The organism is Amycolatopsis orientalis DSM 40040 = KCTC 9412, from assembly GCF_000478275.1.
Lineage (GTDB): Bacteria > Actinomycetota > Actinomycetes > Mycobacteriales > Pseudonocardiaceae > Amycolatopsis > Amycolatopsis orientalis.
On the sequence record NZ_ASJB01000046.1, the window covers coordinates 134,524 to 160,168 of the forward strand.

Genomic DNA, 25,645 nt, shown 5'->3' on the forward strand with positions numbered 1-25,645 from the left:
TCTGTAGCCCTGTTAGTGGCAGCGCCGGTACGGCCGACTTGGTCCTGACGACCGAAGTCGCGCCGATTGCTGACCAACAGGCGCGCTCGATTGCCGAAAAACGGCGACTGCTCGAGCTGGCTCCTTCCGGGAGCGTCTTCCCGGCGGTGGCAGCGGTGATGTGTGCGGCTTGGGTAACTGGAGCAGCGCCGCTTCCCTGCCGGACAGGTCTTCCGTGCCGTCAAGACAGGACTCCATCGCCGCATAGTGGCGACCGCAACTCCGGCTGGGACTCCCGTCGCCGGAAAACGGCGACATCTAGGCGCGCCTTTCGCGCTCTTGACTCGAAGTGGGTATCTGTAGCCCTGTTAGTGGCAGCGCCACTACAGCCGACTTGGTCCTGACGACCGAAGTCGCACCGATTGCTGACCCACAGACGCACTCCATTGCCGAAAAACGGCAACAGCTCGAGCTGGCTCCTTCCGGGAGCGTCTTCCCCGCGGTGGCAGCGGTGATGGGTGTGGTTTGGGTAATCGGAGCAGTGCCGCTTCCCTACCGGACAGGTCTCTTTCGCGCCGGTTCCTGATCAGGAGACGTACTCCATTGCCGAGAAATGGCGACAGCACAAGCTGGCCTCTGCCATAGGCATCTTCCCAGCGTTGCCAGTGGCGACGGGCTTGTCATGGGCGACTGAAGCAGTACCGGTTCCCCTGCCGAATAGCGGCGACAGCACCACCGCCCCGGAAACCCATCGCCGAAAAACGACGACACTCCCAGAACCCCTACCTACCCCACCCCCAAAGCCGCCACCTGCTCCTCAGTAAGCCGTTCCACCAAAGCAACCGCCCGATACCCACCATCACAAGAAACCACCCGCACCGGACCGGCGACATGCGGATGCTCCTCCGCCACCCGCAAAGCAGCCGAAACCCGCTCAGCGGGCCACCCCAGCGCCGCCGCGAGAGCCGGAACCGACAGCGCGCGTCGAGCGTGCAGTAGGGCGGCCAGCGCGGTCAGGGCGTCGCCGACGTAGACCGCGACGCGGTCATCCAGCATGACTTCGTTGATGCGCGCGTGGAATCGGGAGAGATCGTCCATACGCGCACCTGCCGGGGTCGAGGTGCCGAGGACTTCGGCGCCCTGGCGGGCGATCTTGATCCATTCCTGGTTCGCGCGGACGCTTTCGGCCCAGACCCGCTGGGGCATCTCCTCGTCGATGACGTACTGCTCGCGCCGTCCGGTGCGTTCCCGTTTGAGCAGGGCCTGCGTTTCGAGGTAGCGGACGGCGTTCGAGATCGACGCCGGACTCACCTGGAGCCGCTGGGCGAGTTCGGCCGCGGTGTGGACGCCGTCGTCGCTGACGGACAGGCACGCGAGCACTCGCGACATCATCCGGGGCAGTCCGGTGGCCACCATCATCTCGGTGAAGTCCGCCTCGAAGCGGCGCACGGCTTCCGGGTCGCGCCCGTAGTCGTTCGTGACGACGGGGGCGGCGCGGGGGTGGGGCTTGCGGCGCCGCGCCCGTTCGCCGGTGACCCGGCTCGCTTCGTCGGCGCGGTAGCCGGAATGGCCGCTGTTGCGCGCGACCTCGCGGCTGATCGTCGATGTCGGGCGGCCGAGGCGCCGGGCGATCTCGGCGTATCCGAGGCCGTCCTTGAGCCAGGTCGCGATCAGCCGACGGTCCTCCAGGGTCAGCCTGCCGCCCGGCATGGGCGCCTCCTGTGCGTTCACTCGCAGGTCAATGCAATGAACCGTTGCATTCATTGGCAGCATCGTTGCAACGATTTTCGGAAATCTACCAGCAATTACTCCGCAAGGCACCATCTACAACTTTGAGCGATAAGTGAATGCAACGTAGCCTTTGGTCATAGCTGAAGATCTGGGAGGAACAGCTGTGACCACGTCAGTACCCCATCTCGCGGAACTGCCCCTCGAACGCCCGAAGGGCTGTCCGTTCGACCCGCCCGCGGAACTCGCTTCGCTGCGGGACGAGCATCCACTCGTCCGCCTGACCTTCCCCGACGGGCACGAAGGCTGGCTCGCGACGGGTCATGCGATCACCCGCGCCGTCCTCTCGGATCCGCGGTTCAGTGCCCGGCAGGAGCTGATGCACACGCCGCTGCCGGGTGCGGCCGCGATGGCGGAGATGCCGCCCGCGCAGCCGGGGATGTTCATCAAGATGGACGGTGCGGAGCACGCGCGGTATCGCAAGCTGCTCACCGGCAAGTTCACCGTCCGCCGGATGCGGCAGCTCACCGACCGGGTCGAGCAGGTGACCGTCGAACACCTGGACGCGATGGAGCGACAAGGAACGACGGCCGATCTGGTGACCGCGTTCGCGCAGCCCATTCCGGCACTGATGATCTGTGAGCTGCTCGGGGTCCCGTACGCCGACCACGAGTTCTTCCGGCGCAACGTCGCGCCGTTGAACCGGCCGGACGCGCCGTTGGAGGAACAGGAAGCCGCCATCAACGCACTGGGCGGCTACCTCTACGAACTCGTCGTGGCGAAACGGGCCGAACCGACCGACGACATCCTCGGTGAACTGGCCGCCACCGACCTCACCGACGAGGAACTCACCAGCATCGCGTTCCTTTTGCTGGGTGCGGGCCTGGACACCACGGCGAACATGCTGGCGCTGGGTACTTTCGCGTTGCTGAGCAACCTGGACCAGCTCGCCGTCCTGCGCGAGGACCCGGAGAGCATCGACAATGCGATCGAGGAACTCCTTCGTTACTTGACGATCGCGCACACGGGCGTCCGCACCGCGCTCGAAGACGTCGAGATCGGCGGCCAGGTCGTCAAGGCGGGGGAAGTGGTGGCCCTCTCGGCGGGGGCGGCCAACCGCGATCCGCTGAAGTTCCCGGAACCCGACCGGCTCGATCTCCGCCGGAACGCCGCCGGGCACGCCGCTTTCGGGCACGGGGTGCACCAGTGTCTCGGTCAGCAGCTCGCGCGAGTCCAGATGAAGGTCGCCTTCGCCGGGCTGCTCGGCAGGTTCCCGGCGCTGCGCCTGGCCGTTCCGGCCGAAGAGATCCCGCTGCGGACGGATTCCGACATCTACGGGGTGTACGCGCTCCCGGTGGCCTGGGGCTGATCGCGATGAGGATCCAAGTGGACCGGGAACGGTGTGTGGGCGCGGGAATGTGCGTGCTGACCGCGCCGGAGGTGTTCGGACAGGACGAAGAAGACGGCCGGGTCCGGTTGCTGGACCCGGAACCGGCGGAGATCGGCGACGCCGCGCAGGTGTGCCCGGCGGCGGCGATCACGGCGGACGGCTAGCGAACCACCCAGGCCAGGGGGTGCCGGGCGGGCACCCCCTGGCACGGGATCAGCCGACTTCCGCGAGAACCTTGCCGCTGTCGGCGTTCCGCACGGCGGTGCCGGCGTAGTTCTGCTGGACCCTCGCCTTCTCCTGGGTGTTGGGGTTCACGTTGGCGCAGCTGACCCCACCGGTCGAGCCGGACATCAGCGACGAGCACGGCCCGGGCTTCACGTCGGGCAGGCCGAGGCTGTGGCCGAGTTCGTGGGACGCGATCCGGACCTTGTTGTAGCCCTGCTGGACGGCCTGCCTGCCGTACCAGACGGTGACCGTCCCGCCCGGGCGGACCGGGCCCAGGGTGGCGCGCGGCCAGCCGTCGTCGGCGACGATCCGGATGTTGACCCGCTGCCCCGGCGTCGCCTTCACGATGCGGACGTTGGTGACGTTGGTGTTCCAGACGTTGACGCCTGCCGCCACCACGTCCTTGAACTCCGCGGCCTGGCTGTCGTCGTAGGTCAGGGTGGTCGCCATGATCTCGGCCGCCCCGGCGGAGGGCGCCGAGAGCAGCGAAAGGGAGAGCGCGGCGCCGGTGAGCACCGCGGCGAAGGTACGTCGAAGCACGTTTTACTCCTCGCGTTAAGGCGTGCTGGAATTGCGGAGCAGTGTCGACACTTTGTTCCGGCGGGAGGGACCTCTGAGTAGTCCTCCGTTGCCTCCGCGTGATGTTAGGACCTGACAATGCGGTCACGGAACCCGCCGATAGTCGCCTGTCGTTAACCAAGATCTTGACGCGACCGGAAGACTGTGCGGCTATGACGACGGCACGTTTCACTGGACACGAAGAACCCATCCTGGCCGTCGCCGTGCACGGAAACCGGCTGGTCACCGGCGGTACGGACAAGACGGTGCGGGTATGGGACCTGGAGACCGGTGTGCAGCGGTTCGCGTTGCGCGGCCACGATCGGCCGGTGCTCGCGGTGGGCATCTCCGGTCAGTACGTGGTCGGCTGCGATGGGGCGACGGTGCGGCGCTGGCGGCTCACCGGACGCGAGGCGGCCCCCGCAGAGGTCCAGACCACCAAGCGGACGCTGACGGTCGCGGTGGCGAAGGACTTCGCCGTGTCGGGTGCGGGGAGCACGGTGGAGGTCCAGCGGCTGGACGGCGTGACGGTGCGCGGCCTCCGCACCGGTGGCCCGGAGGTCGAATCCGTCGCGGTGACCCCGGACGGCCGGGTCGTGGTCGCCGGCGACGACACCGGCGGCGTGCGGCTGTGGGACGAGGAAGTCGTTACCCACTACCGGTTCGGTGGCGCGGGCTCGGTACATGTGGTCGCGGTTTCGGCCGACGGCGCGCGGATGCTCTCCGGGGAGGGTGAGACGGTCCGGCTGTGGGGTCGACAGAGCGATCCCGCCCTCGTCTTCCGCGGGCACGGTGGGGTGGTCCGGGCGCTGGCCTTCAGTCCGGACGGGAAGCTGGTGCTCTCCGGCGGTTCCGGCGGCGAGGTCTACGTCCGCGACATCGAGAATCCCGCCGAATACACCGTCCTCAAGGGACACGAGGGGAACGTCCGCGCGATCGCCTGCACCGCGGGCAACGAGAAGATCATCTCGGTCGGGGACGACCGCACGATCCGGGTGTGGGACCGCTTCGGCAACCAGATCGACGGCACCGGTTTCGTCGAGCCCAAACCGGGCCGGGCACGGCCGCGGATCACGCCCGACGTCGAAAGCGCGGTCGATCTGATCGGCTTCCAGGACGACGTGCGCACGCTCGCCGCGGTCATCGCCGACCGCGAGACCAGCCCGCCCCTGTGCGTCGCGTTGCTGGGACCTTGGGGCTCCGGTAAGTCGAGTTTCGTGCGGCAGGTGGCGGACCGGGTGGCCGAACTGGCCCGCCGGTCCCGGGGCGACGCCGCGAACAGCGTGTTCGCCGGCGAGATCCGGCAGATCCGGTTCAACGCCTGGCAGTACCACGACGACCATCTGTGGGTCGGTCTCGTGGACCATCTGTTCCGCAACCTCGGCGCGCCCGAGGCGCACGCGGACGCCGACGAGGTCCGTGCCGAACGTGAACAGCTGCGGACCCGGCTCGCGAGCCTGCGGGCCGTGAAGGCGGATTCCCCGCTCACCTGGCGCTGGCGGCTCCTGGTGTCCGGAGTGGACCGGGCCGAACGCCGACGGCGGAGGTTCACCGTCGCCGGATACGCTGTGCTCGGCGTGCTCGGCCTCGCCGCCGCGATCACCGGCTGGGCCTTGTGGCACAACGCGATCCTCGCCGCGGCGGGGGCCATCGTCGCGCTCGGCGCCGTGCTGACCCCGGCGCTCACTACCGCCAGGGCCGCGCTCGCTCCGGTGAAGTCCACATTGGACAAACTGCGGTACGACGTCGACAAGCGGGCGGAACGGTTCGAGACCGAAGTCCGGGAGACCGAGGAACGGCTCCGGCGGCTGGACGCGGCAACGCGCCTGGGTGAGCTGATCGAAGAGGCGAAGACCGGGAGATACGTTGACTACCAAGGGGTTTTCGCCCGCGTCCGGGACGATCTCACGCGGCTGAGCGCGGATCTGGTGGACGCGCGGAAGGAATGGCGGCTGGCAGGCGCCAAGGGGGACCCGCCGCTGGAGCGGATCGTGCTCTACATCGACGATCTCGACCGCTGCCCGCCGTCGAAGGTGATCGAAGTGCTCGCCGCGGTGCACCTGCTGCTGGCACTGCCCGCATTCGTCGTGGTGGTGGCCGTCGATCCGCGCTGGTTGTCGCGCTGCCTCGACCAGCACCATGAGGAGCTGTTCGGGGCCGGGGAGGCGCGACGGGCGGAATACCTCGACAAGATCTTCCAGATCGTGTTCGCCCTGCGCCCCCTGGGTGCCGCGGCCGACGAGCTGATCGACGCCCTCATGCCGATCGAGGGCCGTGAACCGGAATCGCACGGGCACGAGGAATGGCCGGAGGACGGGGAAACCGTCCATCGTGGGGAAAGCGGCGAACCGGTCGAGGTCATCGTCAAGGAGACGGCCCCGCCCACGTTCTACAACATGCGGCCGGACCGGCTGCGGCTCACCGAGGTCGAACGCGATTTCGTCCACGTGCTGCGGAAACGGCTGAACACACCCCGGGAGATCCGGAAACTGGTCAATCTCTACCGGCTGGTGCGCATCGGCATTCCCGACGCGGAACTTTCGCGGTTCGTCGACGGTCCCTACCGGGCGGTGCTGATCCTGCTGACCCTGCTGGTCGCGGATCCGAACGCCGCGCGCTCGACCTTCATCGCGCTTTCCGAAGGGGAATCGCTGTCCGACGCCTTTCCACCTGAATGGCGGCTAGACGTCGAATCCTTCGATGATCTACAGGTCTATCGGAATTGGGTGGGTACCCTCGCCCGCTTCAGTTTCGAAACCTACGATCTGGTGACCGAGGAAACAGAACCGGGAACCACGTTGTAGCTACACTTGCCCGCTACGACGGCGAGGGGGCGCGCATGCGGAGATCAGGCTGGCTTTCGCTCGCCTTCGGCACGCTGGTCGGGACGCTCGTGATCGTCCTGCTGGCGACGGTCGTCACCGCGCCCTCGAACGCGAACAGGGGCGACTGCATCCGGCTGGTCGCCAGTTCCTCCACGGAGAAGGGCGACCTGATCCACGAGCTGGCCGAGCGGTACAACAACACCGGCCGGACGTTCGACGGCGGCCGGTGCGCGAAGGTCGAGGCGTTCAAGAAGACCTCGGGTGCCGCGCTCGACCTCCTCGCCGAGGGCTGGAACGACATCGATGCGCAGCAGCCCGAGCCGCAGGTCTGGCTGCCGAGTTCGTCGCTCTGGCTCGATCTGCTGCGCCAGCGCGGTAAAGGCGGCCTGATCGAGGACGGCCCGAAGACCTCGCTCGCGACGAGTCCGATGGTGATCGCGATGCCGGAGCCGATGGCCAGGCAACTGGGCTGGCCCGACAAGGGCGTCGGCTGGCGGGACGTGCTCGAACTGAACCGCAACGGCGGCTGGGCGGCCAAGGGCCTTCAGTACGCGCAATGGGGCAACTTCACGCTGGGCAAGGACAATCCGCGCCGGTCGACCTCGGGACTCGCCGCGACCATCGCGACCTACTTCGCGGCGACGGGCGGGGATTACGGCAAGATCGGCACGGCGGACGCCGTCCAGTTCGTCCGCGGGATCGAGGCGTCGGTCGCCTACTACAGCGACGATTCGGTGGCGTTCCTGAAGACACTGTACGAAGAGGACCAGAAGCCCACGCCCTACATCAGCGCGATGGCGATGCAGGAACAGATGGTCTATCTCTACAACCACGGCGCGCCGACCGGGGATCCGAAGCAGCTGCGGGACAAGCCCGTCTCCTTGAACCGGCCGCTCGTGGCCGTGCACCCGAGCGAAGGCACGATGCTGATCGACCATCCCTTCCTGACCACGGCCAAGGCCACGCCGGACCAGCGGGCGGCGGCGAAGGACTTCTCCGCCTTCCTGCGGGAAACCGAACAGCAGGACCGCTTCCGTGATCTCGGCTTCCGTGATCCGGAAGGCCGGAGCAACCCGCAGCTGGCGCAGGGCGCGCACACCGCGGAAACCGGGGAGTCGCGGCGCATCGAGATCCCCACCGGCGAGCAGATCCAGAAGATGCTGGACGGCTGGGAGTACACGCAGCGGCGCGGCCGGATCCTGCTGGTACTGGACCTTTCCGGATCGATGAACGAACCGTTCGACAAGACCCGCAAGGACAAGCCGTACTCCGAGCGCCGGATCGACCTGCTGAAACCCGCGATCAAGAAGCAACTGGACTACCTGCATCCCGAAGACCAGGTCGGGCTGTGGACGTTTTCGACGAACGGGTACGAGGAAAAGGTGCCGATCGGCAAGGTGAAGGACGTCCGCCGCTCGATGACCACCCTGGTCGAGAATCTGAAACCGGACGGGGACACGGCACTCTACAAGTCCGTGGTGGACGCCAACGCCAAGATGCGGCGGGAGTTCGACCCGAACGTCATCAACGCCGTCGTGGTGCTGACCGACGGCGTGAACACCGAGGAGGGGACCACCAAGGAGCAGATGCTGCAGGCGATCGATGCCGAGCGGCTGGACAACTCCGTCCGCGTCTTCACCATGGCCTACGGCGCGCAGGCGGACAGCCGCGTTCTCGACGAGATCGCGCAGAAGTCCAAGGCGCGCGGCTACAAGGCCGTCGATCCGCAGGGCATCGACAAGATGTTCGTCAACGTCTTCAGTAACTTCTGACATGGCCGGTCCCGACAACCGCCCCTTCCACGCCGTCACCGGAGTGCTCACGGTGATCGCCGGGCTGCTCGGTCACGCGGTGACCCTGCCGCATCCGCTGGCCTGGCTCTTCGGCGCCGTCGCGGCGCTCGCCGTGCTGATCCCCGCCGAGGTCGCGTTCTTCGTGTTGAACGCCGAGCGGCCGGTGAAGAAGCGGAAGTTCCGCGCGCCGGAACCCGCCGCCGGCTACGACCACTACAGCCTGCTCGGGCGCGCGCTGACGGCCATCGAAAAGGTGCAGCCGGGCGAGACCGATCTCGCGAGCGCCTTCCGGCGGGCGGTGGCGGAACTCGAAGACCGGGCCGGTGACCACGTGGCGGCCGTCGTCGAGCTGCGGGTGACGGTGAAGCAGACCACCGAGAAGCTGGAGCGGCACGCCCGTGACGAGAACCCGGATCCGGTGATGCTCGTCCAGCGGATGATGCTGTACCGGGAACAACTCGAAGACGCGATCGCGGCTGCTGAAGCGGGCTGAGGGCCACGCGACGGTGGCCCGGTCAGGTGCCCCTGTCGGCACGCACGCTAGGTAGCAACTGTGTGGTGATGGGCACGTGGGTCGTGAGTGGTAAGTCGCGTTAGAACGACACTTACCACTCACGACCCACGTGCCCCGCTCCTCAGGTGCCCCGTGTCGGCATGCTGGCGCGGGTAGCAGCTGTGTGGTGAGGGGCGCTTTCCCCGCATCGGATGCGGGGAAGGTCCCCCTCGGTACGCAGCCGTGGGTAGGCGGTGGGCGGGGGCGGTCGTGAGTGGTGAGTCGCGTTAGAACGACACTTGCCACTCACGACCCACGTGCCCCGCTCCTCAGGCGCGCCGTGTCGGCACGCCGGTCCTCAGGTGCCCCGTGTCGGCATGCTGGCGTGGGTAGCAGCTGTGTGGTGAGGGGCGCTTTCCCCGCATCGGATGCGGGGAAGGTCCCCTTCGGTACGCAGTCCGGATTCCCGCATCGTCGCGCGGATCGTGCCCGTCGTGCCCGAATTCCTCGTCAACGAGACCGAGCGTGGAGGATTCAGGACGTTCACCGTCCCAAATCCTCCACACACGACGTCAGCCGCACCAATGGGTAGGTGGATACGAGTCCGTCAGAACGACACTTGCCACTCACGACCCACGTGCCCGGCTCCTCGGGTGCCCCGTGTCGGCATGCTGGCGTGGGTAGCAGCTGTGTGGTGTAGGTCCCGGGGCGGAGACACCGCGGCTGTCGAGCGCCGCCAACCAGGCTGAGTCGCGCTGAGTGTTCGGTGCCGAACAGACTACGGCCGTGCGTCATGCTGATCTGACAGTATGCCGTTGATCGGGCGCCGGGTTGTCGAGGGCGTGGAACATGTGGTCGTACCGGTGGAGCACCGGTTCAGCCTGGAGGAGGCCGTGCTGGCGGTGATGGCCGCCAAGAGCACCGTGCGGCCCGCCCCCGGGATCAAGGTCGCTCCGCTGAAGGTGTCAGAGGTACGGTCAGCGTTGCTCTACGCGGCGAAACACGCCGATAGGCGACACCAGATCGTGGACAGCTATTTCGTCGAGGCCGAAGACGGGCCGTTGCACCGGCTTGCCGAGTGGATCAGATCGGAGCTGGTCCGGCTGGGCATCTTCACCGCGTACGACGGTTCCGCCGCCGGATCGGGTGGCCGATTCGGTTACTCTCCGCGATAGGTGTTCACGACTGCCTGGGAGGGTGTTTCGTGGGTTTGGGCCCGGAGGCCGCCGAAGAAAGAGAACGTCCGTTCCTGGAGCGGCTGGACGAACCCGTCCGTGCCCGGCTGCTGGAGATGGGCACCCCGCAGACCTACGAGAGCAGACAGGCGCTGATGCGCGCGGGCGAGCCCGGCGACTTCGTCATGCTGCTGCGGCACGGCTACGTGAAGGTGACCAGCGCCGACCGGATGGGGGCGACGGTCATCCTCGACGTCGGGGTGCCCGGTGATCTGCACGGCGAGATCGCGGTGATCGCCGGCGGTATCCGGATGGCCGACGTCGTCGCCATCGAGGAGGTCCACGTCCGGCGGATCGCGGCGAGCGAGTTCAACCGGTTCCTGCTGGACCATCCGTCGGCGATGCGGGAGGTGCTCGTCAGTGTCGCCCGCCGGTTCGTCCTCGCCCAGCGGCAGCGGACGCAGTCGTGGAAACCGCAGGCGGTGGCGCGGGTCGCGACACGGCTGGACTACCTGGTCGACGTCTGCGGGATCCGGACGCCGGCGGGCTGGCGGATCGGGATCCCGCTGAGCCAGGACGAACTCGCGCAGTTCATCCCGATGGGCCGGACCATGGTCGCGCAGGCACTGGACAAGCTCCGGAAGGCGGGAGTGGTGGCCAGTTCGCGCCGTGCGATCACCGTCGTCGACCGCGAGGCATTGCGGGTGATCACGGAAAAAGGTGTGACTTAGCTCACTGGCGTTGACCATGGTGAGGTCAGGTTCTGTTCGGTTCCGAACAGAACTTCCGGTGAGGAGTGGGAACACTGCTTCCTGCCGCCAGTTTTCACCGATCAGGGGAGGGGTCGCAGAGATGCAGGTGCTGACCTCAGGCCGATACAACGCGAACACCCATGCCGTGCTCGCCGTCGACATCGTCGGTTCGTCCAAGGCCAGCGATGACCTGCTGGACCCGATGAAGACCGAGATGGAGACGCTGGTCTCCCGCTCCTTCACCGCGGTCGGGCTCGCGCCGGGGGAAGCCCGTCACTTCCGGGAGACCGGGGACGGGCTGATGGTCGCGTATCCGGATCAGGCCGTCGGGCAGCTCTGCGAGGTCGTGTTCCATTTGGACCACTTGCTCCGCTCCCGCAACCGCTACGCCCGCGTCCCGATGCGGGCGCGGGTGGCCGTCCATATGGGACCGATGGCGGACAATCACCGCTACCACCGCACGTACATCACGCTGACCCGGCTGTTGTGCGCTTCGACCTTCAACGACGCCGTCGGTTACTGGTGCCGTCTCGATCCGACCGGTGACAAGTTCGGCGCCGGGATGATCGTCTCGCAATCGGTGTGGCGCAACGTGGTCGAGCCCTTCGGGGTCGCGTTGATCCCGCCAGCGCGCTGCGGCCGGATCAGCGTCACCACCCCGGATTTCGCCGACAGCGCGTGGATCCATCTGCCGGGCCTGGACGCCGACGCCGTACTGGCCGAGGTGAACCCGGCGATGCCGGCGCCGCTCGTGTTCGACCGGGTGAGCCGGTTGTCGACGACGGCTTAGCCCCAGACCGGGCGGCCCGGCTTCCAGGGAGGGAAGGCCGTGTCGTTCGCCGGTTTCTGGCCCGGTACCCCTACGCCGGGCCAGGAACCGGACCCAGCCCCGCAAACCTCAAGCCCCAAGCCTCGTGAGTGGTAATGACGGTTAGAACCGTCATTACCACTCACGAGAGGTGAGCACCGCTACTGCTTGCAGCGTTTGCCGCTGTTGATGCACTTCACCAGCTGGTTCATCAGGCACTGCGACATGACGTTCGCGAAGTCGTCGTGGTCGGAGCGCGGGTTGTGTTTCTCCTGGTCGAAAGCGTCGACCGCGTACTGCCCGGCGGCCTGGATGTTCGGCGGGATGTTGTACACCAGTGTGATCCGCAGCTGCGGCACGTTCTTGAAACCGCGCGGGCATCGCCCGTCGCGGTCGGAGAACACGATATGCGTGCGGTGGTTGGCGCTGTCGGTGTTCTTCCCGTCCCAGCAGTTCGGGAACGCGTGGACACGCGCGATCTTGCTGCCCTGCGGGCAGATCGGGTACAGCTCGGTGAGCCGGTCCTCGAAGCCGGTGCAGGTCCAGCTGGGCCGGGCGTTGGCCGGGCCGTTGGTGCTCTGCTTGGCGTCGCCGTAGAGCACGCGCAGGAACTTCGGCATCGCGACGACGCGGCGGGCGCCGCCGCTGGTGAAGGTCAGGTCCACCTTTTCGGGGCGCTGGATCTCGCCTTCGTTGTCGCCGACCTCGTTGTTGTCGTTGGCGGGGGGCAGGTCGGCGGCCTTGCCGTCGGACTTCTTCTTCTCGACGTCGCCGCCCGCGTTGACGTTGCTGTTCTCGCCGCCGTTGTCGAGGCCGCCCTTGCCGTTCTGCTTCACGGCGCATCCGGCGAGCTGGTCGTCGTTCTTCGCGACCGGCTTGCCCGCCTGCTTCATGCTGTCGGTGATCTTCTTGATCGACGACTTGCGCTTGTTCTTCAGCTCGTCGAGCACCTGGCCGGCCTGTTTTCCTTGCGCCAGCTGGTTGTTCGCGTTGTCGACGTCCTCGTCGATCTTGGTCAGGCCCTCGTTGACCGCGTTCATGGCCTGGTCGGGGACGTCTTCGAGTTCGCTGACCACGTCGGGACAGTCGGCCTGCGGGGAGGCCTCGTCCTTGGCCGCGTTCTTGCGGTCGGCGGCGAGTTTCTCCTCGTTCGCCTTCTCGTTTTCCTCCTCTTCCTCGGTGTTGATCCGGACGACCGGCCAGAAGTAGGCGGACTTGTCGCCGTTCTTGCAGGTGGTGCCCGCGCGCAGCAGGCTCTTGTTGTTGGAATCCGCGTTGGTCGAAAGGTTTCCGACGTAGTCGTGGAGGTGCGCGGCTCCATTGCGGACACCGGGCTGCGCGATGAAGTTGTCGCTGTTGAAGTGGCCGTTCTCGTTGCGGCCACAGTCGACCGTGAACGTCCCCCGGGCGCCTCGTTTCGCGAGGTCGAGGTTGACGTTGGTGCCGCGGGGGACCTTGGTGATGTCGATGAAGAAAGACTTGTCGGCGCTGTCGGCGCTGGCCGCGTCGGGGGTTCCGGTCGTGTTCACCACGACGATCCCGCCGACGGCGAGGGAGAGCGCGATGGCGCCCGTGGCGACCTTGGTGCGGCGCGCCATGCGGTGGCGGCCGGCGGATCTTTGGTTACGGGGCATGGAATTGTTCACCTCGTTCGGTGTCGTTTCGCGGAGCACGGGGGATGCGCCACCGACGTCGCCGGCGCCACTTACTCCGCGTTGGCTGAAACGGCCCCAGTCCGCACGCGGTTCAAAACGCGATCTCGCCGTTATCCTTTCGTTATCTTCCGTGGAGGTGATGCAAGGCACACGAAGGGCGGCCCCGGCCGGTTCACCGGGACGAAAAAGAAGACCCGGCCTCGGGGCAGTCGAGGCCGGGTCCGGTTCGGATCGCCGCAGGTCAGACGTCCACCTTGTCCTTGGGTTCGGCTTCGGTGGCCGCCGGACGGGCGGGCAGGAAACGCTTGAGCAGCGGGAAGAACACGATCAGCAGGATGATCACGTAGACCACGATCGAGAACGGGGTGTTGAAGAGCCCGCCCAGATCGCCGTCGCTCAGTTGCAGCGCGCGCCGCATCTGCTGTTCGGCGGCCGGGCCGAGGATGACGCCGATGATCGCCGGCAGCACCGGCAGGCCGTAGCGGCGCATCGCGAAGCCCAGCAGACCGATCACGAACATCACCAGCAGGTCGAAGATGTCCGCGTTGACCGCGTACGCGCCGACGCTGGCGAAGAACAGGATGCCCGCGTAGAGGTACGGCCGCGGGATCCGCAGCAGCTTCGCCCACAGCGGCGCCAGCGGCAGGTTCAGCACCAGCAGCAGCGTCAGGCCGACGAACAGCGAGGCGATCAGGCCCCACACCAGCGACGACTCCCGCTCGAACAGCAGCGGTCCCGGCTGGATGCCGTACTGCTGGAACGCCGCCAGCATGACGGCCGCGACCGCGGTGGTCGGCAGGCCGAGCGTCAGCATCGAGACCAGCGTCCCGGCGGCGGAGGCCGACGCCGTCGCTTCCGGGCCCGCGACGCCTTCGATGGCGCCCTTGCCGAACTCGTCCTTGTGCTTCGAGAGCCGCTTCTCCGTGACGTAGGAAAGGAATGTCGGGATCTCGGCACCACCGGCGGGCACCGCGCCGAACGGGAACCCGATCAGCGGACCGCGCAGCCACGGCTTCCAGGTCCGTTTCAGGTCGGCGCGCGAGAGCCATGGCCTGCCCACCGGGATGGGCTTGAACGCGTTGCGCCGCAGGTGCGCGGCGACCCAGAGTGACTCGCCGACCGCGAACAGGGCGACCGCGACGATCACGACGTCGATGCCGTCGGCCAGATGCAGCGAGCCGAAGGTCAGCCGCTGCTGTCCGGTCATCTCGTCCAGGCCGACCAGGCCGATGGTGAGCCCGATCAGCAGCGACGCGACGCCGCGGATCCGGGAGCCGCCGAGCACCGAGGTGACCGCGATGAACGCCAGCACCATGATCGCGAACAGGTCCGGCGCGCCGATGTCGACGGCGTGCTTCGCGATCACCGGCGCCAGCACGACCAGCGCGATCGTGCCGAGGATGCCGCCGACGAAGTGCCCGATGGCCGCGGCCGCAAGCGCTTGCGCCCCACGTCCCTTGCGCGCCATCGGGTTTCCGTCGATGGCCGCGACGACCGCCGCGCTCTCACCCGGGGTGTTCAGCAGGATCGACGTCGTCGAGCCGCCGAACATCCCGCCGTAGTAGATCCCGGCGAACATGATGAACGCGCCGGTGGGCTCCAGCCCGTAGGTGACCGGGAGCAGCAGCGCCACCGCCATCGCCGGGCCGATCCCCGGCAGCACGCCGATCGCGGTGCCCAGCAGCACCCCGATCGCCGCCATCGCGATATGGGTCGGCGTCAGCGCGGTGCCGAAGCCGTCGATGAGTTGCTGAAGCATCAGAACACCTCCATCAACGGGCCACCGGGGAGCGGGACACCGAGCAGATTGTTGAAGATCAGGAAGGTCGCGACGGACATGCCCGCCGCGATCAGCGGGTCACGCACCAGGTTGCGGCTGCCGAGGGCGTAGGCCGCGCCCCAGAACAGGATCGCGCCCGAGATCGGGAAGCCGACCAGCCCGATCAGTGCCGCGTTGGCAAGGAAAGCACCGCACAGCAACAGAACCGTGCGGAGGTCGGCGGGTGCGGTGAGGTCGATGTCCTCGCCGCCCTCGGCCTCGCCCTTGCCGCCGCGCAGCACGTCGCGGGCCAGCAGGACGGCGACGATCAGCAGCAGCGAGCCGACGAGGATCGGCACCGCCTTCGGCCCGACCGGTCCGCGCTGGGCGAAGTCGGTGGGAATGCTCAGCGCGTCGGTGAGCACCAGCGCCCCGAGCACCAGAAGTACCACGCTCACGCCGAGTTCGGAGCGCCCTTTCAGCCACGTGGTCATGCCAGACCCAGCTCTTTCAGCACCGTTGCCACTCGCGTGTTCTCCTCTTTGAGAAACGAACCGAACTGTTCCCCTGGCGCGAACGCGCCGGTCCAACCGTTGCGCTGCAAGGCTTCCTGCCACTGCGGCGTTTTCTGCAACCGCTCGAACAGGCCGACCAGCTTCGCGCGGTCCGAGTCGGTGATGCCCGGCGGCGCGACGATGCCGCGCCAGTTGGTGAACTTCACGTCCACACCGGACTCCGACAGCGTCGGCGCGTCGATGCCCGGGATCCGGTTCGCGCTGGTCACCGCCAGCACCCGGAGCGTGCCCGCCTGGATCTGGTCGCGGTACTCGCCGACGCCGGAGACCCCGAACGCGACCTTGCCGCCGAGGACCGACGCGAGCAGTTCACCGCCGCCGTCGAACTGGACGTAGTTGACCGCCTTGGGTGCGAGCCCGACCGCCTTCGCCATCAGCATCGGCGCCAGGTGGTCCGGCCCGCCCGGGGACGAACCACCGCCGACCTGGACCGCGCCGGGGTCCTTCTTCCACGCCTCGATCAGCTGGCCGATGGTCCGGTACGGCGAGTCCTTGCCGACCACGACGATGTCCGACTCTTCGATCAGCTTCGCCACCGGTGTGGTGTCGAGCAGCGAAGACGGCGACTTGTTCGTGAACACGCTGCCGACGACGCCGAGGCCCATGGACATGACGAGTTTGCCGTTGCCGCGTTCGGCCACCGTGCGGCCGAGGCCGACCGTGCCGCCGGCACCGGGGAGGTTGAACACCTCCGCGTTGCCGAGCAGGTCGGCGTCCTCCATCGCCTTGGTCGCCGTCCGGGCCGTGATGTCGTAACCGCCGCCGGGCGCGTTGGGCACGAGTACCCGCAACGACCGGATCTGCGAGCCCTCGTCGGCCTCGCTGCCCGGGGTGAGCAACGGTGGCACCAGCAAGACGGCGACGAGCGCCGCCGCGATGGCCAACCAGTTACTGGGCTTCACTGTGATCCCCGCCTCTCTGCCGCGTGGTTGGACATGTTGCACTCGTGTAAACAGAGATGTCCCGCTTGCGGGCCCAATGGTTGTTGTGTTCGTTTTGGTCACACGGAGGTGGCGATGGGTGTCCGGGGTTCCTTGGCCCGCCAGCTCCTCGTGTGGCAACTCGTAGTCGTCACCTGCCTACTGTGCGCGGTAGGCGTCCTGGCCGTCACCCAGGCGGGGAGCAATTTCCGCACCACCGAGGGACGCCGGGTGCTCTCGGTCGCGGAATCCGTCGCCGCACAGGAGGTCGTGGGCGATCTCGAAAACGGCCCGTTCGAACTCGCCGCGCCCGCGGAGACCGCGCGGAGTCTGTCCGGAGTGGACTTCGTCGTGATCGCCGACGCCGATCGGTACGTGCTCGCCTCGCCCTACCCGGATCAGCTGCGGACGCGGCTCGGGATCGGCGAGAGCACCGTCCTTTCCGGACGATCCTGGGTCGGCGAACTCGACGGCTCGATCGTGGCGCACGTCCCGGTGCTCGACGAAAAGGGCGGCAAGGTGGTCCGGATGGTCGCGGCGGGTTCGAAGTCGCCCGGGTTCTTCGCGGGCGTGCTCGACTCGCCGGACAACGCCTTGCGGGTGCTGGGGGTCGCGCTGGTGATCGGGGTGAGCGGTTCGCTGCTGCTGGCGCGGCGGGTGAAGAACCAGACGCTCGGCCTGGAACCGCACGAGATCACCGCGCTGGTCGAGAACCGGGAAGCGCTCCTGCACGGCATCAAGGAGGGCGTCGTCGGCCTGGATCCGCAGCACCGGATCACCCTGGTGAACGATCACGCCCGCGATCTGCTGGGCCTGCCGGAAGACGCGCTCGGGCGGCCGGTCGACGAACTCCTCGACCTCAACGAGCGGATCCGCGACGTGCTCACCGGCCGGGCGACCGGCGCCGACCAGATCGTGTTGCGGCAGGGGAAGGTGCTGACGCTGAACCGGATGCCGATCGACGTGCGCGGCGCCGTCGTCACCCTGCGGGACCGCACCGACCTGATGACGCTGCGGGACGAACTCGACGCCAGCAGACACGCCACGGACACCCTGCGGGCGCAGGCGCACGAGTTCAGCAATCGGCTGCACACCATCTCCGGGCTGCTGGAACTCGGGGAATACGACGAGGTCCGCGGGTACGTCAGCCGGATCAGCTCGGCGCAGGGGGAGTGGCGGGCGGAGGTCGGCTCGCGGATCGGCGACCCGGCGGTGGCGGCCCTGCTGATCGCGAAGGCGTCGCTCGCGGCGGAACGCGGGGTCGGGCTGCGCATGGCCCCGGACAGCGAACTGGACCGCGTCGAGGACGGGCTGTCCACGGATCTGGTGACGGTACTGGGAAATCTCGTGGACAACGCGCTGGACGCGTTGGGCGGCGAACAGGGCTGGATCGAAGTCGGCGTATGGCAGGAGGAGGACGAAGTGCGTGTGGAGGTCCGAGATTCCGGGCCCGGTGTCGCCCCGGAGATCGCCGAAGAAGTGTTCGAACACGGCTTCACCACGAAGGCCGCGGCGCACGGCCAGCGAGGTCTCGGGCTGGCGCTGATCCGGCAGGCGTGCGTCCGGCGGGGTGGTTCGGTCGAGGTGCACAACTCCGGCGGCGCGGTGTTCACGGCAAGGCTGCCGCGATGATCCGGGTACTCGTCGTCGACGACGATTTCATGGTCGCGAAGGTCCACAGTGGATACGTCGCGCGCACGGAGGGGTTCGCCGTCGTCGGGGTCGCGCACACCGGCGCCGACGCGATCCGGCTGGCACGGGAACTGAAGCCGGATCTGGTGCTGCTGGACGTCTATCTTCCCGATCTCGACGGGCTTTCCGTGCTGCGGGAACTCCGCGCCACCGAGGACGTCGACGTCATCCTGATCACCGCCGCGACCGACGTGGAGACCGTGCGGCAGGCGATGCGGGGCGGGGTCCTGCACTATCTGATCAAACCGTTCGAGTACGCGTCCCTGCGTGATCAGCTGACCCATTTCGCCACGCTGCACCGGCGGCTGGACCGGCTGGCCGAGGCCGGGCAGGCCGACGTCGATCAGGTCTTCGGTGCCCGGCCGAACGCGAAACCCGTGCTGCCCAAGGGACTCACCGTGCAGACCGCGCGGCTGGTGGAGACCGCGCTGCGCGGCGCGCCGGGCGGGATGTCCGCGAGCGAATGCGCCGAGGCGACCGGCGTCGCGCGGGTGAGCGCGCGCCGGTACCTCGAACACTTCGTGGCGACCGGGCGGGCCGAGGTGAACCTCAAGTACGGCGGGACGGGACGGCCCGAGCGGCGCTACGTGTGGAGCTGACGGGCGGTGGAACGCCGGGCAGCAGGTCCTCGTCCGCGGCGCGGAGGCGGGCCAGCGGACCGGTGATCGCGGTGGTGACGACGGCGATCAGCACGATCACCGTGTAGCCGAGCGGGGTGATCAGGCCGTGTTGCAGGCCGACGTTGGCGATGACCAGTTCGGTGATCCCGCGGCAGTTCATCAGCGCGCCCAGCCGCAGCGACTGGCGCCTGCCCTTGCCCGCCAGGGTCGCGGCCCCGGCGGTGCCCGCGAACTTCGAAAGCATGGCGACGGCCAGCCCGGCCCCCAGCAACAGCCAGCCCTCGCGGCCCCCGAAGGCGGCGAAGTTCGCTTTCTGGCCCACGCTGGCGAAGAAGAGCGGGAGCAGGACCACCACCGCGAAGTCGTTCAGCTTTGAGCCGGCGCGGGTGACGACGTCCTGGCCGCGGGGGAGGAGCACCCCGAACAGGAACGCGCCGATGACGGGGTGCAGGCCGATGGCGTCGGTGGCGGCGGCGAACGCCACGGCGCCGGTGACCAGGAACGCCGCGATCGCCCGCTCTCCGGTGCCGCGCCGCCCGGCCCGACGCAGCACGGCCGCCAATGCGGGCCGGACGAGGGTGAACGAGACGATCAGCAACACGACCGCGATCAGGCCGCGGACGACGACCGTGCCCGGGTCGCCCGTCCCCTTGGCGGCGAGTACGACGGCCAGGATCGCCCAGGCCAGCCCGTCCCCGATCGACGCGACGGCGAGCGCGAGGGTGCCGGTCGGCGATCCCTCGACGCGGTGGTCGGTCAGGATCCGCGCGAGGACCGGCATCGCGGTGATCGAGATCGCGAGTCCGAAGAACACCAGGTACGCCGCGAACGGGACGCCTCGCGGGGCGAACCATTCGCCGACCGAGGCGGCGAAACCGAAGCCCGCCGCGAACGGCACGGTGATCGTGCCCGCCACGACCAGGCCGACGGTCCGCCGGTCGCCGTCGAGCAGGTCGGTCCGGAGCTCACTGCCGAGCAGCAGCATGAACACGACCAGCCCGAGCTGCCCGGCGAGATCGATCGTGGTGAGCAGGGCGGGGGTGAACAGCGCGTGATGCGCACCGGGGGCGAGCGCGCCCAGCAGTGACGGGCCGAGGAGCAGGGCCCCGGCCAGTTCCCCGACCACCGGCGGCTGGCGCAGCCTGACGCACAGCGCGCCCGCCAGATGACAGACACCGAGGATGAGGGCCACCACGAGGAGGAACCGGGTGAGCTGCTCGAAGGCGGGCATGACTCTTCTTTCCGTGCGAAGACCTGTTGGGACCTAAGAAAAGTTGGCGAGTTAGTGGCCGGGGCGGTGTCCCCAATGTGGCATTGGGGGCGCTCAAGGTCTCCAATGTGGCATTGGGGACATCACCCGCTCTCGAAGCGCCACTCGCCGACACCATTGAGGCCGTTCCGGGTCACGGAACACCCGCAGTTGGTCGACTACTTGCGGACGTTGGCCGACCGGTATCGCGACGCGACTCGCGTTTAGTGGGCTAAATGCGAGACGTCAGCGCGCGAAGGTGGCCGACCGCGCCAGAGGGGCGACAAGTCAGGCGGTGACGACCAGTGCGCTGTTGAAGCCGCCGTGCCCGCGGGCGAGGACCAGCGCGGTCCGCAACGGGACTTCCCGCGGCTGGTCCAGCACCAGGTCCAGGTCCGCGGCGAACGGCGACTGTCCGATGTGGATGGTCGGCGGGATCGCCGAATCGCGCAGGGACAGCAACGCCGCAGCGACGTCGAGTGGCGCGCCGCCCGCCGAAAGCCGTCCGGTCATCGTCTTCGGCGCGGTCACCGGGACACCGCGGGGGCCGAAGACGGCGGCGAGCACGCCTGCCTCCTCGGCGTCCTGCGCGGGCACCCCGCTCGCGTCCGCGAACACGACGTCGATGTCCGACGCGTCGAGCCGGGCGTCGTCGAGGGCGAGTTCGATCGCGCGCCGCAGTCCCGGTGGGCGCCCCGAGCCGGGGCGCGGATCGAACGTCGAGGCGTGGCCCGCGATGGCGCCGTACCGGTGCCCGGCCCCGCGTTCGGCCGCGGCCGCCGGGTCTTCCAGCACCAGCAGCGCGCCACCCTCACCGGGGACACCGCCGGAAGCGGCCGCGTCGAACGGCAGGAACGCCCGCGCCGGATCCGCTTCCGGGCTCATCGTCCCGCTGCGGGTCAGGCACAGCCACGACCACGGGCACAGTGACCCGTCCACCCCGCCGGACAGCATCACCGTGGTGCCGGACCGGACGGCGCGCCGGGCCTTCGCCAGCGCGTCCAGACCACCCGCCTGCTCGGCGACCAGCGCGGAACCCGGTCCGCGCATGCCGTGCCGGATGGAGATCTGCCCGGTGTTCACCGGATAGAACCACGCGAACGACTGGTACGCGCTGACGTACGCGCCGCCCTTGCTCCACAACGCTTCCAGCTCACGCTGGCCGAATTCGAAGCCGCCTGCCGAGGCCGCGGTGACCACACCGCAGGCGAAGTCCGGCATCCCCGCCGGGCTCACCCCGGCGTCGGACAGTGCCTCCTCGGCGGCCACCAGCGCGAGCCGGGTCATATGGTCGGTCTGCGGCAGGAGACGGCTCGGCAGATGGTCCTTGGGTTCGAAGTTCACCTCGCCCGCCACATGTGCCCGATAGCCCGACGTGTCGAATCGGCTCACCGGGGCGAGCCCGCTGCGGCCCGCCAGCGTCGCCGCCCAGAACTCCTTCACCCCCCAGCCGTTCGGCGCCACCACGCCGAGCCCGGTCACCGCCACGGGGTCGCGTTCGTCCTCACCCGGCACCTGAGCGTCCTTTCTCTCGTGCAGCACGGAAGTTCAGTGGTTCTTGACGAAGTCCCACAGGGACTCGGCGAGGTAGGCGACCATCTCCGGGGTGAGCAGCGGGTGCACGCCCACCCAGAAGGTCCGCTCGGCGATGACGTCCGAAGTGGACAGATCGCCGGAGACCCGGTACGACCGGCCCTCGTAGGCCGGGTGGCGGGTCAGGTTCCCGGCGAAGAACTGGCGGATGCCGATCTTCCGCGCATCGAGGAACCGCACCAGTTCGAGCCTGCTGAAGGGCGCGTCGGCCCCGACGGTGATCGCGAACCCGAACCAGCTCGGATCGCTGCCCGGCGTCGGACGCGGCAGCACCAGGTTCGGGATGTCTTCGAGCGCGTCGCGCAGCAGACGCCAGTTGCGCCGCCGGGCGTCGGCGAACGAGGGCAGTTTCGGCAGCTGGGTCAGCCCCAGCGCGGCCTGGATGTCGGTCGACTTGAGGTTGTACCCCACATGCGAGTAGGTGTACTTGTGGTCGTAGCCCAGCGGCAGGGTGCCGAGCTGGTAGGTGAACCGCTTGTGGCAGGTGTCGTCCTCACCGGGCAGGCACCAGCAATCCCTTCCCCAGTCCCGCATCGACTCCACCACGCGGCCCAGCACCAGGTTGTCGGTCGACACACAGCCGCCTTCGCCGGTGGTGATGTGGTGCGCGGGATAGAAGCTGACCGTGGAGAGATCGCCGAAGGTGCCGGTGGCCTTGCCGCGGTAGGTCGAACCGAGCGCGTCGCAGTTGTCCTCGATGAGGAAGAGCTCGTTCTCGTCCGCGATCTGGGCAATTTCGTGGGCGGCGAAAGGGTTTCCGAGGGCGTGCGCGAGCATGATCGCCTTCGTGCGCGGGCCGATGGCCGCCCGGATCTGGTCCGGGGTCGGGTTGTACGTGCCCAGTTCGGAGTCGACGAACACCGGGACGAGCCCGTTCTGCAGGATCGGGTTCACCGTGGTGGGGAATCCCGCCGCCGTGGTGATCACCTCGTCGCCGGGCCGCAGCGCGCGGTCCTCCAGCCGGGGCGAGGTCAGCGCCGCCAGCGCGAGCAGGTTCGCCGAGGAGCCGGAGTTCGTCAGGTAAGCCTTGCGCCGTCCCAAAGACTGCGCGAACCGCCGCTCGAACTTCGTGGCGATGGCCCCGGAGGTGATCCGCAGATCCAGCGCGGCGGCCACCAGTGCGACGCGGTCTTCCTCGTCCAGCACCGAACCCGCCGGATTGATCGGGGTCACCCCCGGCACGAACTTCACCGCCGGGCGCTGCTCTTCGTGGTAACTGCGGACCTGATCGAGGATCCGACGGCCTAGCTCGCTCATGCCATGCCCTTTCTCGCTCCGGGTGCGGGCTTCCCGGCAGACGATGAGGCGCCCGGTTCGAGCGCGGGTCCAGCCGTCGCGCTCCATCCGCGCTCGACGCGGCGGACCGAGCATTCGTCGCGTACTGAGCCGAAATCTGAGGAGTGGCGCCATGAAAGCACTCGTGCTGGCAGGCGGAACCGGAAGCCGCCTGCACCCGCTGACCTTCTCCCTGCCCAAACAGCTGATCCCGGTGGCGGGGCGGCCGGTGCTCGAACTCTGCCTGGAGAACATCCGCGCGCTGGGCGTGCGCGAGGTCGGAATGATCGTCGGCGACCACGCGGACCAGATCGCCGAGGTGATCGGGGACGGATCGCGGTTCGGCCTGCGCGTCACCTATCTTCGGCAGGATCGCCCCGCCGGACTCGCGCACTGTGTGCTGCTGGCACAGGATTTCCTCGGGGACGACGACTTCGTGATGTACCTCGGCGACAACGTGCTCGTCGGCGACCTGGCCGCCGCCGCGGAGCGGTTCCGGGCCGAACGCCCGGCGGCCCGGCTGATGGTGGCGAAGGTGAGCCAGCCCAGCTGTTACGGCGTGGCCGAACTGGACGCCGCCGACGCGGTGCTGTCGGTGGCGGAGAAGGCCGAGAAGCCGCCGAGTGATCTGGCGATCATCGGCGTCTACTTCTTCACCGGCGCGATCATCGAGGCGGCGCGGAGAATCCAGCCCAGCGCACGGGGGGAACTCGAGATCACCGACGCGATCGCGGCGTTGATCGACGAGGGACTGCCGGTGGTGGCGAGCCGGTTCTCCGGGATGTGGAAGGACACCGGCACCGTCGAGGAACTGCTGGAGTGCAACCGGTCCCTGCTCTCGGAGCTGCCGGGCCGGATCGACGGCGACGTCGACGCCGAAAGCGTGTTGCGCGGCACGGTGGTCGTCGAAGCGGGCGCCAGCGTGGTGCGGTCCACGATCCAGGGGCCGGCCCTCATCGGGGCGGGCAGCCGGGTCACCGGCAGCCGGATCGGCCCGTCGGTGTCGATCGGCGAGGACTGTGTCGTGACCGGCGCGGGGGTGACCGATTCGATCCTCATGGCGGGCGCGAGCGTCCGCGGACTCGCCGAGGTGACCGGTTCGCTGATCGGCCGGGAGTCCGAATTGGACAGTACGTCGGCACCGTCGACGCACCGGCTGCTGCTCGGAGACCGGTCCCGGCTGGGCCTGACCGCGGGACCGGCGCGATGACCGCGCCCAGTCTGCTCTCCTCGACCGCCGAGCGGTTCACGCGGTCGGCCGAGGCCACCGACAGCCCGATCTCGCCGAACGCCGGGTTCGCGGCATGGTTCGCGGCCCGGTCGGCCGCGCATTCCTACACCGTCGAGCGGGTGCCGCTGACGGAACTGCCGGGCTGGGGGTTCGAGCCGGGGACCGGCGACCTGCGGCACACCAGCGGCCGGTTCTTCGGCTTCACCGGCGTGCGGGTGCGGACCGGTCGCGGTGACTGGGAACAGCCCATCATCGACCAGCCGGAGATCGGCATCCTCGGCCTGGTGACGCGGGACTTCGGTGGCGTGCCGCATTTCCTCGTCCAGGCCAAGATGGAACCGGGGAACACCAACCTCGTCCAGCTCTCGACGACGGTGCAGGCGACCCGCGGCAACTACCTGCGCGCCCACCAGGGGCTGCCCACCCCGCATCTGGAGCACTTCCTGCCGCCGCGGCCGGGCCGGGTGCTGGTGGACCGGATCCAGGCCGAGCATTCCCAGTGGTTCCTCGGCACGCACAACCGGAACATGGTGGTCGAAACCGACCAGACCGTGCCGATCGGGCCCGACCACCGGTGGCTCACCCTCGGCCAGCTCTGGGGCCTGCTCGGCCACGACAATCTGCTCAACTCCGAAACCCGCACGGTGCTTTCGTGTGTTCCGGTCGCCTCCCCGCCCGCGAACACCGGCGACCCGTACCGGGACGCCCTGCGGCGTTCGCTGGCCGGTCCCGGCGTCGACGACGACCTGCTCACCTGGTTCAACGACGGCAAGGGGGCGATGGAGCCGGTCGCCAGGACGTGCGGGCTCGCCGAGGTCGATGGCTGGCGGCTCGCGGACGGCGGCATCGAGCACGAGAGCGGCCGCCACTTCCGTGTCGTGGGAGTGCGGGTCGAAGCGCCGACGCGCGAGGTGACCCGGTGGAGCCAGCCGCTGATCGAGCCGGCCACGCCCGGGCTGTACGGGTTGCTGGTCCAGCGGTTCGACGGCGTGCTCCGGATCCTGATGCACGCCCGGGCCGACGCCGGCTCGTCCCGGTTCACCGAATTCGGGCCCACCGTCCAGTGCTGCGACCTCGGTGACCGGCCGGTGCCCTTCCGCGCCGAGGTCGTCGCAGAACCGGGACCGGGCGTCGTGCGGCACGACTCACTGCAGTCCGAGAAGGGCGGCCGCTTCCTGAACGCGGTCAACCGCTACCGCGTCGTCGAACTGCCCGCGGACCGGCCGGTGCCCGTCCCCGACGGCTATCGCTGGCTGAGCCTGCGCCAGGCACTCGACCTGATGGCCCAGCCCGATCAGGTCAACATCCAGGCCCGAACCCTGCTCACCGCGCTGCTGAGCACCTGGTGAA

21 protein-coding genes are annotated in these 25,645 nt (G+C 68.5%); 12 read left to right on the plus strand and 9 right to left on the minus strand.

From position 1 onward, the window contains the following. Positions 1-765: 765 nt before the first annotated feature. The gene (locus L324_RS15565; protein WP_037307940.1) at positions 766-1,689 is read right to left on the minus strand and encodes a helix-turn-helix domain-containing protein; all 924 of its coding nucleotides are present in this window, start codon (positions 1,687-1,689) and stop codon (positions 766-768) included. Between the two features lie 184 nt (positions 1,690-1,873). On the opposite strand from L324_RS15565, the gene L324_RS15570 reads away from it, so the two are divergent. Together L324_RS15570 and L324_RS15575 are read left to right on the plus strand one after the other, a co-directional pair. Beyond that, a complete protein-coding gene (locus tag L324_RS15570; protein WP_037307943.1) occupies positions 1,874-3,076 on the plus strand; it encodes a cytochrome P450 in 1,203 nt (400 codons plus the stop codon). A gap of 5 nt (positions 3,077-3,081) precedes the next feature. Beyond that, positions 3,082-3,261: a ferredoxin gene (locus L324_RS15575; protein WP_037307946.1), complete on the plus strand. Its 180-nt coding sequence runs from the start codon at positions 3,082-3,084 to the stop codon at positions 3,259-3,261. Between the two features lie 49 nt (positions 3,262-3,310). On the opposite strand, the gene L324_RS15580 is transcribed toward L324_RS15575, so the two are convergent. Next, positions 3,311-3,862, minus strand: coding sequence for a snapalysin family zinc-dependent metalloprotease (locus L324_RS15580; protein WP_037307949.1), 552 nt, complete (start codon positions 3,860-3,862; stop codon positions 3,311-3,313). Between the two features lie 191 nt (positions 3,863-4,053). On the opposite strand from L324_RS15580, the gene L324_RS15585 reads away from it, so the two are divergent. The 6 genes from L324_RS15585 to L324_RS15610 all read left to right on the plus strand — a co-directional run bounded on the left by L324_RS15585 (position 4,054) and on the right by L324_RS15610 (position 11,708). Further along, positions 4,054-6,684, plus strand: a complete 2,631-nt coding sequence (locus L324_RS15585) for a P-loop NTPase fold protein (RefSeq protein ID WP_037307952.1) — start codon at positions 4,054-4,056, stop codon at positions 6,682-6,684. A 35-nt stretch (positions 6,685-6,719) separates the two neighbouring features. Beyond that, a complete protein-coding gene (locus L324_RS15590; protein ID WP_037307956.1) occupies positions 6,720-8,477 on the plus strand; it encodes a substrate-binding and vWA domain-containing protein in 1,758 nt (585 codons plus the stop codon). Position 8,478: 1 nt separating this feature from the next. Beyond that, positions 8,479-8,991, plus strand: a complete 513-nt coding sequence (locus tag L324_RS15595) for a hypothetical protein (RefSeq protein WP_037307959.1) — start codon at positions 8,479-8,481, stop codon at positions 8,989-8,991. Between the two features lie 809 nt (positions 8,992-9,800). Then, positions 9,801-10,166 carry a hypothetical protein gene (locus L324_RS15600; RefSeq protein ID WP_037307962.1) on the plus strand — a complete coding sequence of 122 codons (366 nt, stop codon included), beginning with the start codon at positions 9,801-9,803 and terminating at the stop codon, positions 10,164-10,166. A 29-nt stretch (positions 10,167-10,195) separates the two neighbouring features. Then, positions 10,196-10,897: a Crp/Fnr family transcriptional regulator gene (locus L324_RS15605; protein WP_037307965.1), complete on the plus strand. Its 702-nt coding sequence runs from the start codon at positions 10,196-10,198 to the stop codon at positions 10,895-10,897. A gap of 121 nt (positions 10,898-11,018) precedes the next feature. Beyond that, positions 11,019-11,708, plus strand: a complete 690-nt coding sequence (locus L324_RS15610; RefSeq protein WP_037307968.1) for a hypothetical protein — start codon at positions 11,019-11,021, stop codon at positions 11,706-11,708. A gap of 179 nt (positions 11,709-11,887) precedes the next feature. Here L324_RS15610 and L324_RS15615 read toward each other — a convergent pair whose 3' ends face one another. The 4 genes from L324_RS15615 to L324_RS15630 form a co-directional block, all read right to left on the minus strand. Further along, positions 11,888-13,324 carry a DUF1996 domain-containing protein gene (locus L324_RS15615; protein ID WP_152546868.1) on the minus strand — a complete coding sequence of 479 codons (1,437 nt, stop codon included), beginning with the start codon at positions 13,322-13,324 and terminating at the stop codon, positions 11,888-11,890. Positions 13,325-13,622: 298 nt separating this feature from the next. Then, positions 13,623-15,140 carry a tripartite tricarboxylate transporter permease gene (locus tag L324_RS15620; protein ID WP_037307971.1) on the minus strand — a complete coding sequence of 506 codons (1,518 nt, stop codon included), beginning with the start codon at positions 15,138-15,140 and terminating at the stop codon, positions 13,623-13,625. After that, complete coding sequence (locus L324_RS15625) at positions 15,140-15,634, minus strand: tripartite tricarboxylate transporter TctB family protein (protein WP_037307974.1); 495 nt, start codon at positions 15,632-15,634, stop codon at positions 15,140-15,142. The genes L324_RS15620 and L324_RS15625 overlap by 1 nt, the downstream gene beginning before the upstream one ends. Further along, on the minus strand, positions 15,631-16,599 hold the full coding sequence (locus tag L324_RS15630; protein WP_081736349.1) for a Bug family tripartite tricarboxylate transporter substrate binding protein: 969 nt from the start codon (positions 16,597-16,599) through the stop codon (positions 15,631-15,633). The genes L324_RS15625 and L324_RS15630 overlap by 4 nt, the downstream gene beginning before the upstream one ends. Before the next feature lie 132 nt (positions 16,600-16,731). On the opposite strand from L324_RS15630, the gene L324_RS15635 reads away from it, so the two are divergent. Both L324_RS15635 and L324_RS15640 read left to right on the plus strand, forming a co-directional pair. After that, positions 16,732-18,267, plus strand: coding sequence for a sensor histidine kinase (locus L324_RS15635; RefSeq protein WP_037307979.1), 1,536 nt, complete (start codon positions 16,732-16,734; stop codon positions 18,265-18,267). Continuing rightward, positions 18,264-18,926: a response regulator gene (locus tag L324_RS15640; protein WP_037307982.1), complete on the plus strand. Its 663-nt coding sequence runs from the start codon at positions 18,264-18,266 to the stop codon at positions 18,924-18,926. Before L324_RS15635 ends, L324_RS15640 begins: the two co-directional genes overlap by 4 nt. Here L324_RS15640 and L324_RS15645 read toward each other — a convergent pair. The 3 genes from L324_RS15645 to rfbH all read right to left on the minus strand — a co-directional run bounded on the left by L324_RS15645 (position 18,877) and on the right by rfbH (position 23,046). Beyond that, positions 18,877-20,178, minus strand: a complete 1,302-nt coding sequence (locus L324_RS15645; RefSeq protein ID WP_051173915.1) for a cation:proton antiporter — start codon at positions 20,176-20,178, stop codon at positions 18,877-18,879. The genes L324_RS15640 and L324_RS15645 overlap by 50 nt on opposite strands. Before the next feature lie 306 nt (positions 20,179-20,484). Further along, entirely contained in the window at positions 20,485-21,738 is a 1,254-nt protein-coding gene (locus L324_RS15650; protein ID WP_152546867.1) for a ketosynthase chain-length factor, read from the minus strand. A gap of 6 nt (positions 21,739-21,744) precedes the next feature. Further along, positions 21,745-23,046 (minus strand): lipopolysaccharide biosynthesis protein RfbH, encoded by a 1,302-nt coding sequence (rfbH, locus tag L324_RS15655; protein WP_037308119.1) that lies wholly within the window; start codon positions 23,044-23,046, stop codon positions 21,745-21,747. Positions 23,047-23,197: 151 nt separating this feature from the next. Between rfbH and L324_RS15660 the strand changes: the two genes are divergently transcribed. Both L324_RS15660 and L324_RS15665 read left to right on the plus strand, forming a co-directional pair. After that, a complete protein-coding gene (locus L324_RS15660) occupies positions 23,198-24,274 on the plus strand; it encodes a glucose-1-phosphate thymidylyltransferase (RefSeq protein ID WP_037307985.1) in 1,077 nt (358 codons plus the stop codon). After that, complete coding sequence (locus L324_RS15665) at positions 24,271-25,644, plus strand: NDP-hexose 2,3-dehydratase family protein (RefSeq protein ID WP_037307988.1); 1,374 nt, start codon at positions 24,271-24,273, stop codon at positions 25,642-25,644. The genes L324_RS15660 and L324_RS15665 overlap by 4 nt, the downstream gene beginning before the upstream one ends. Position 25,645 lies beyond the last annotated feature (1 nt).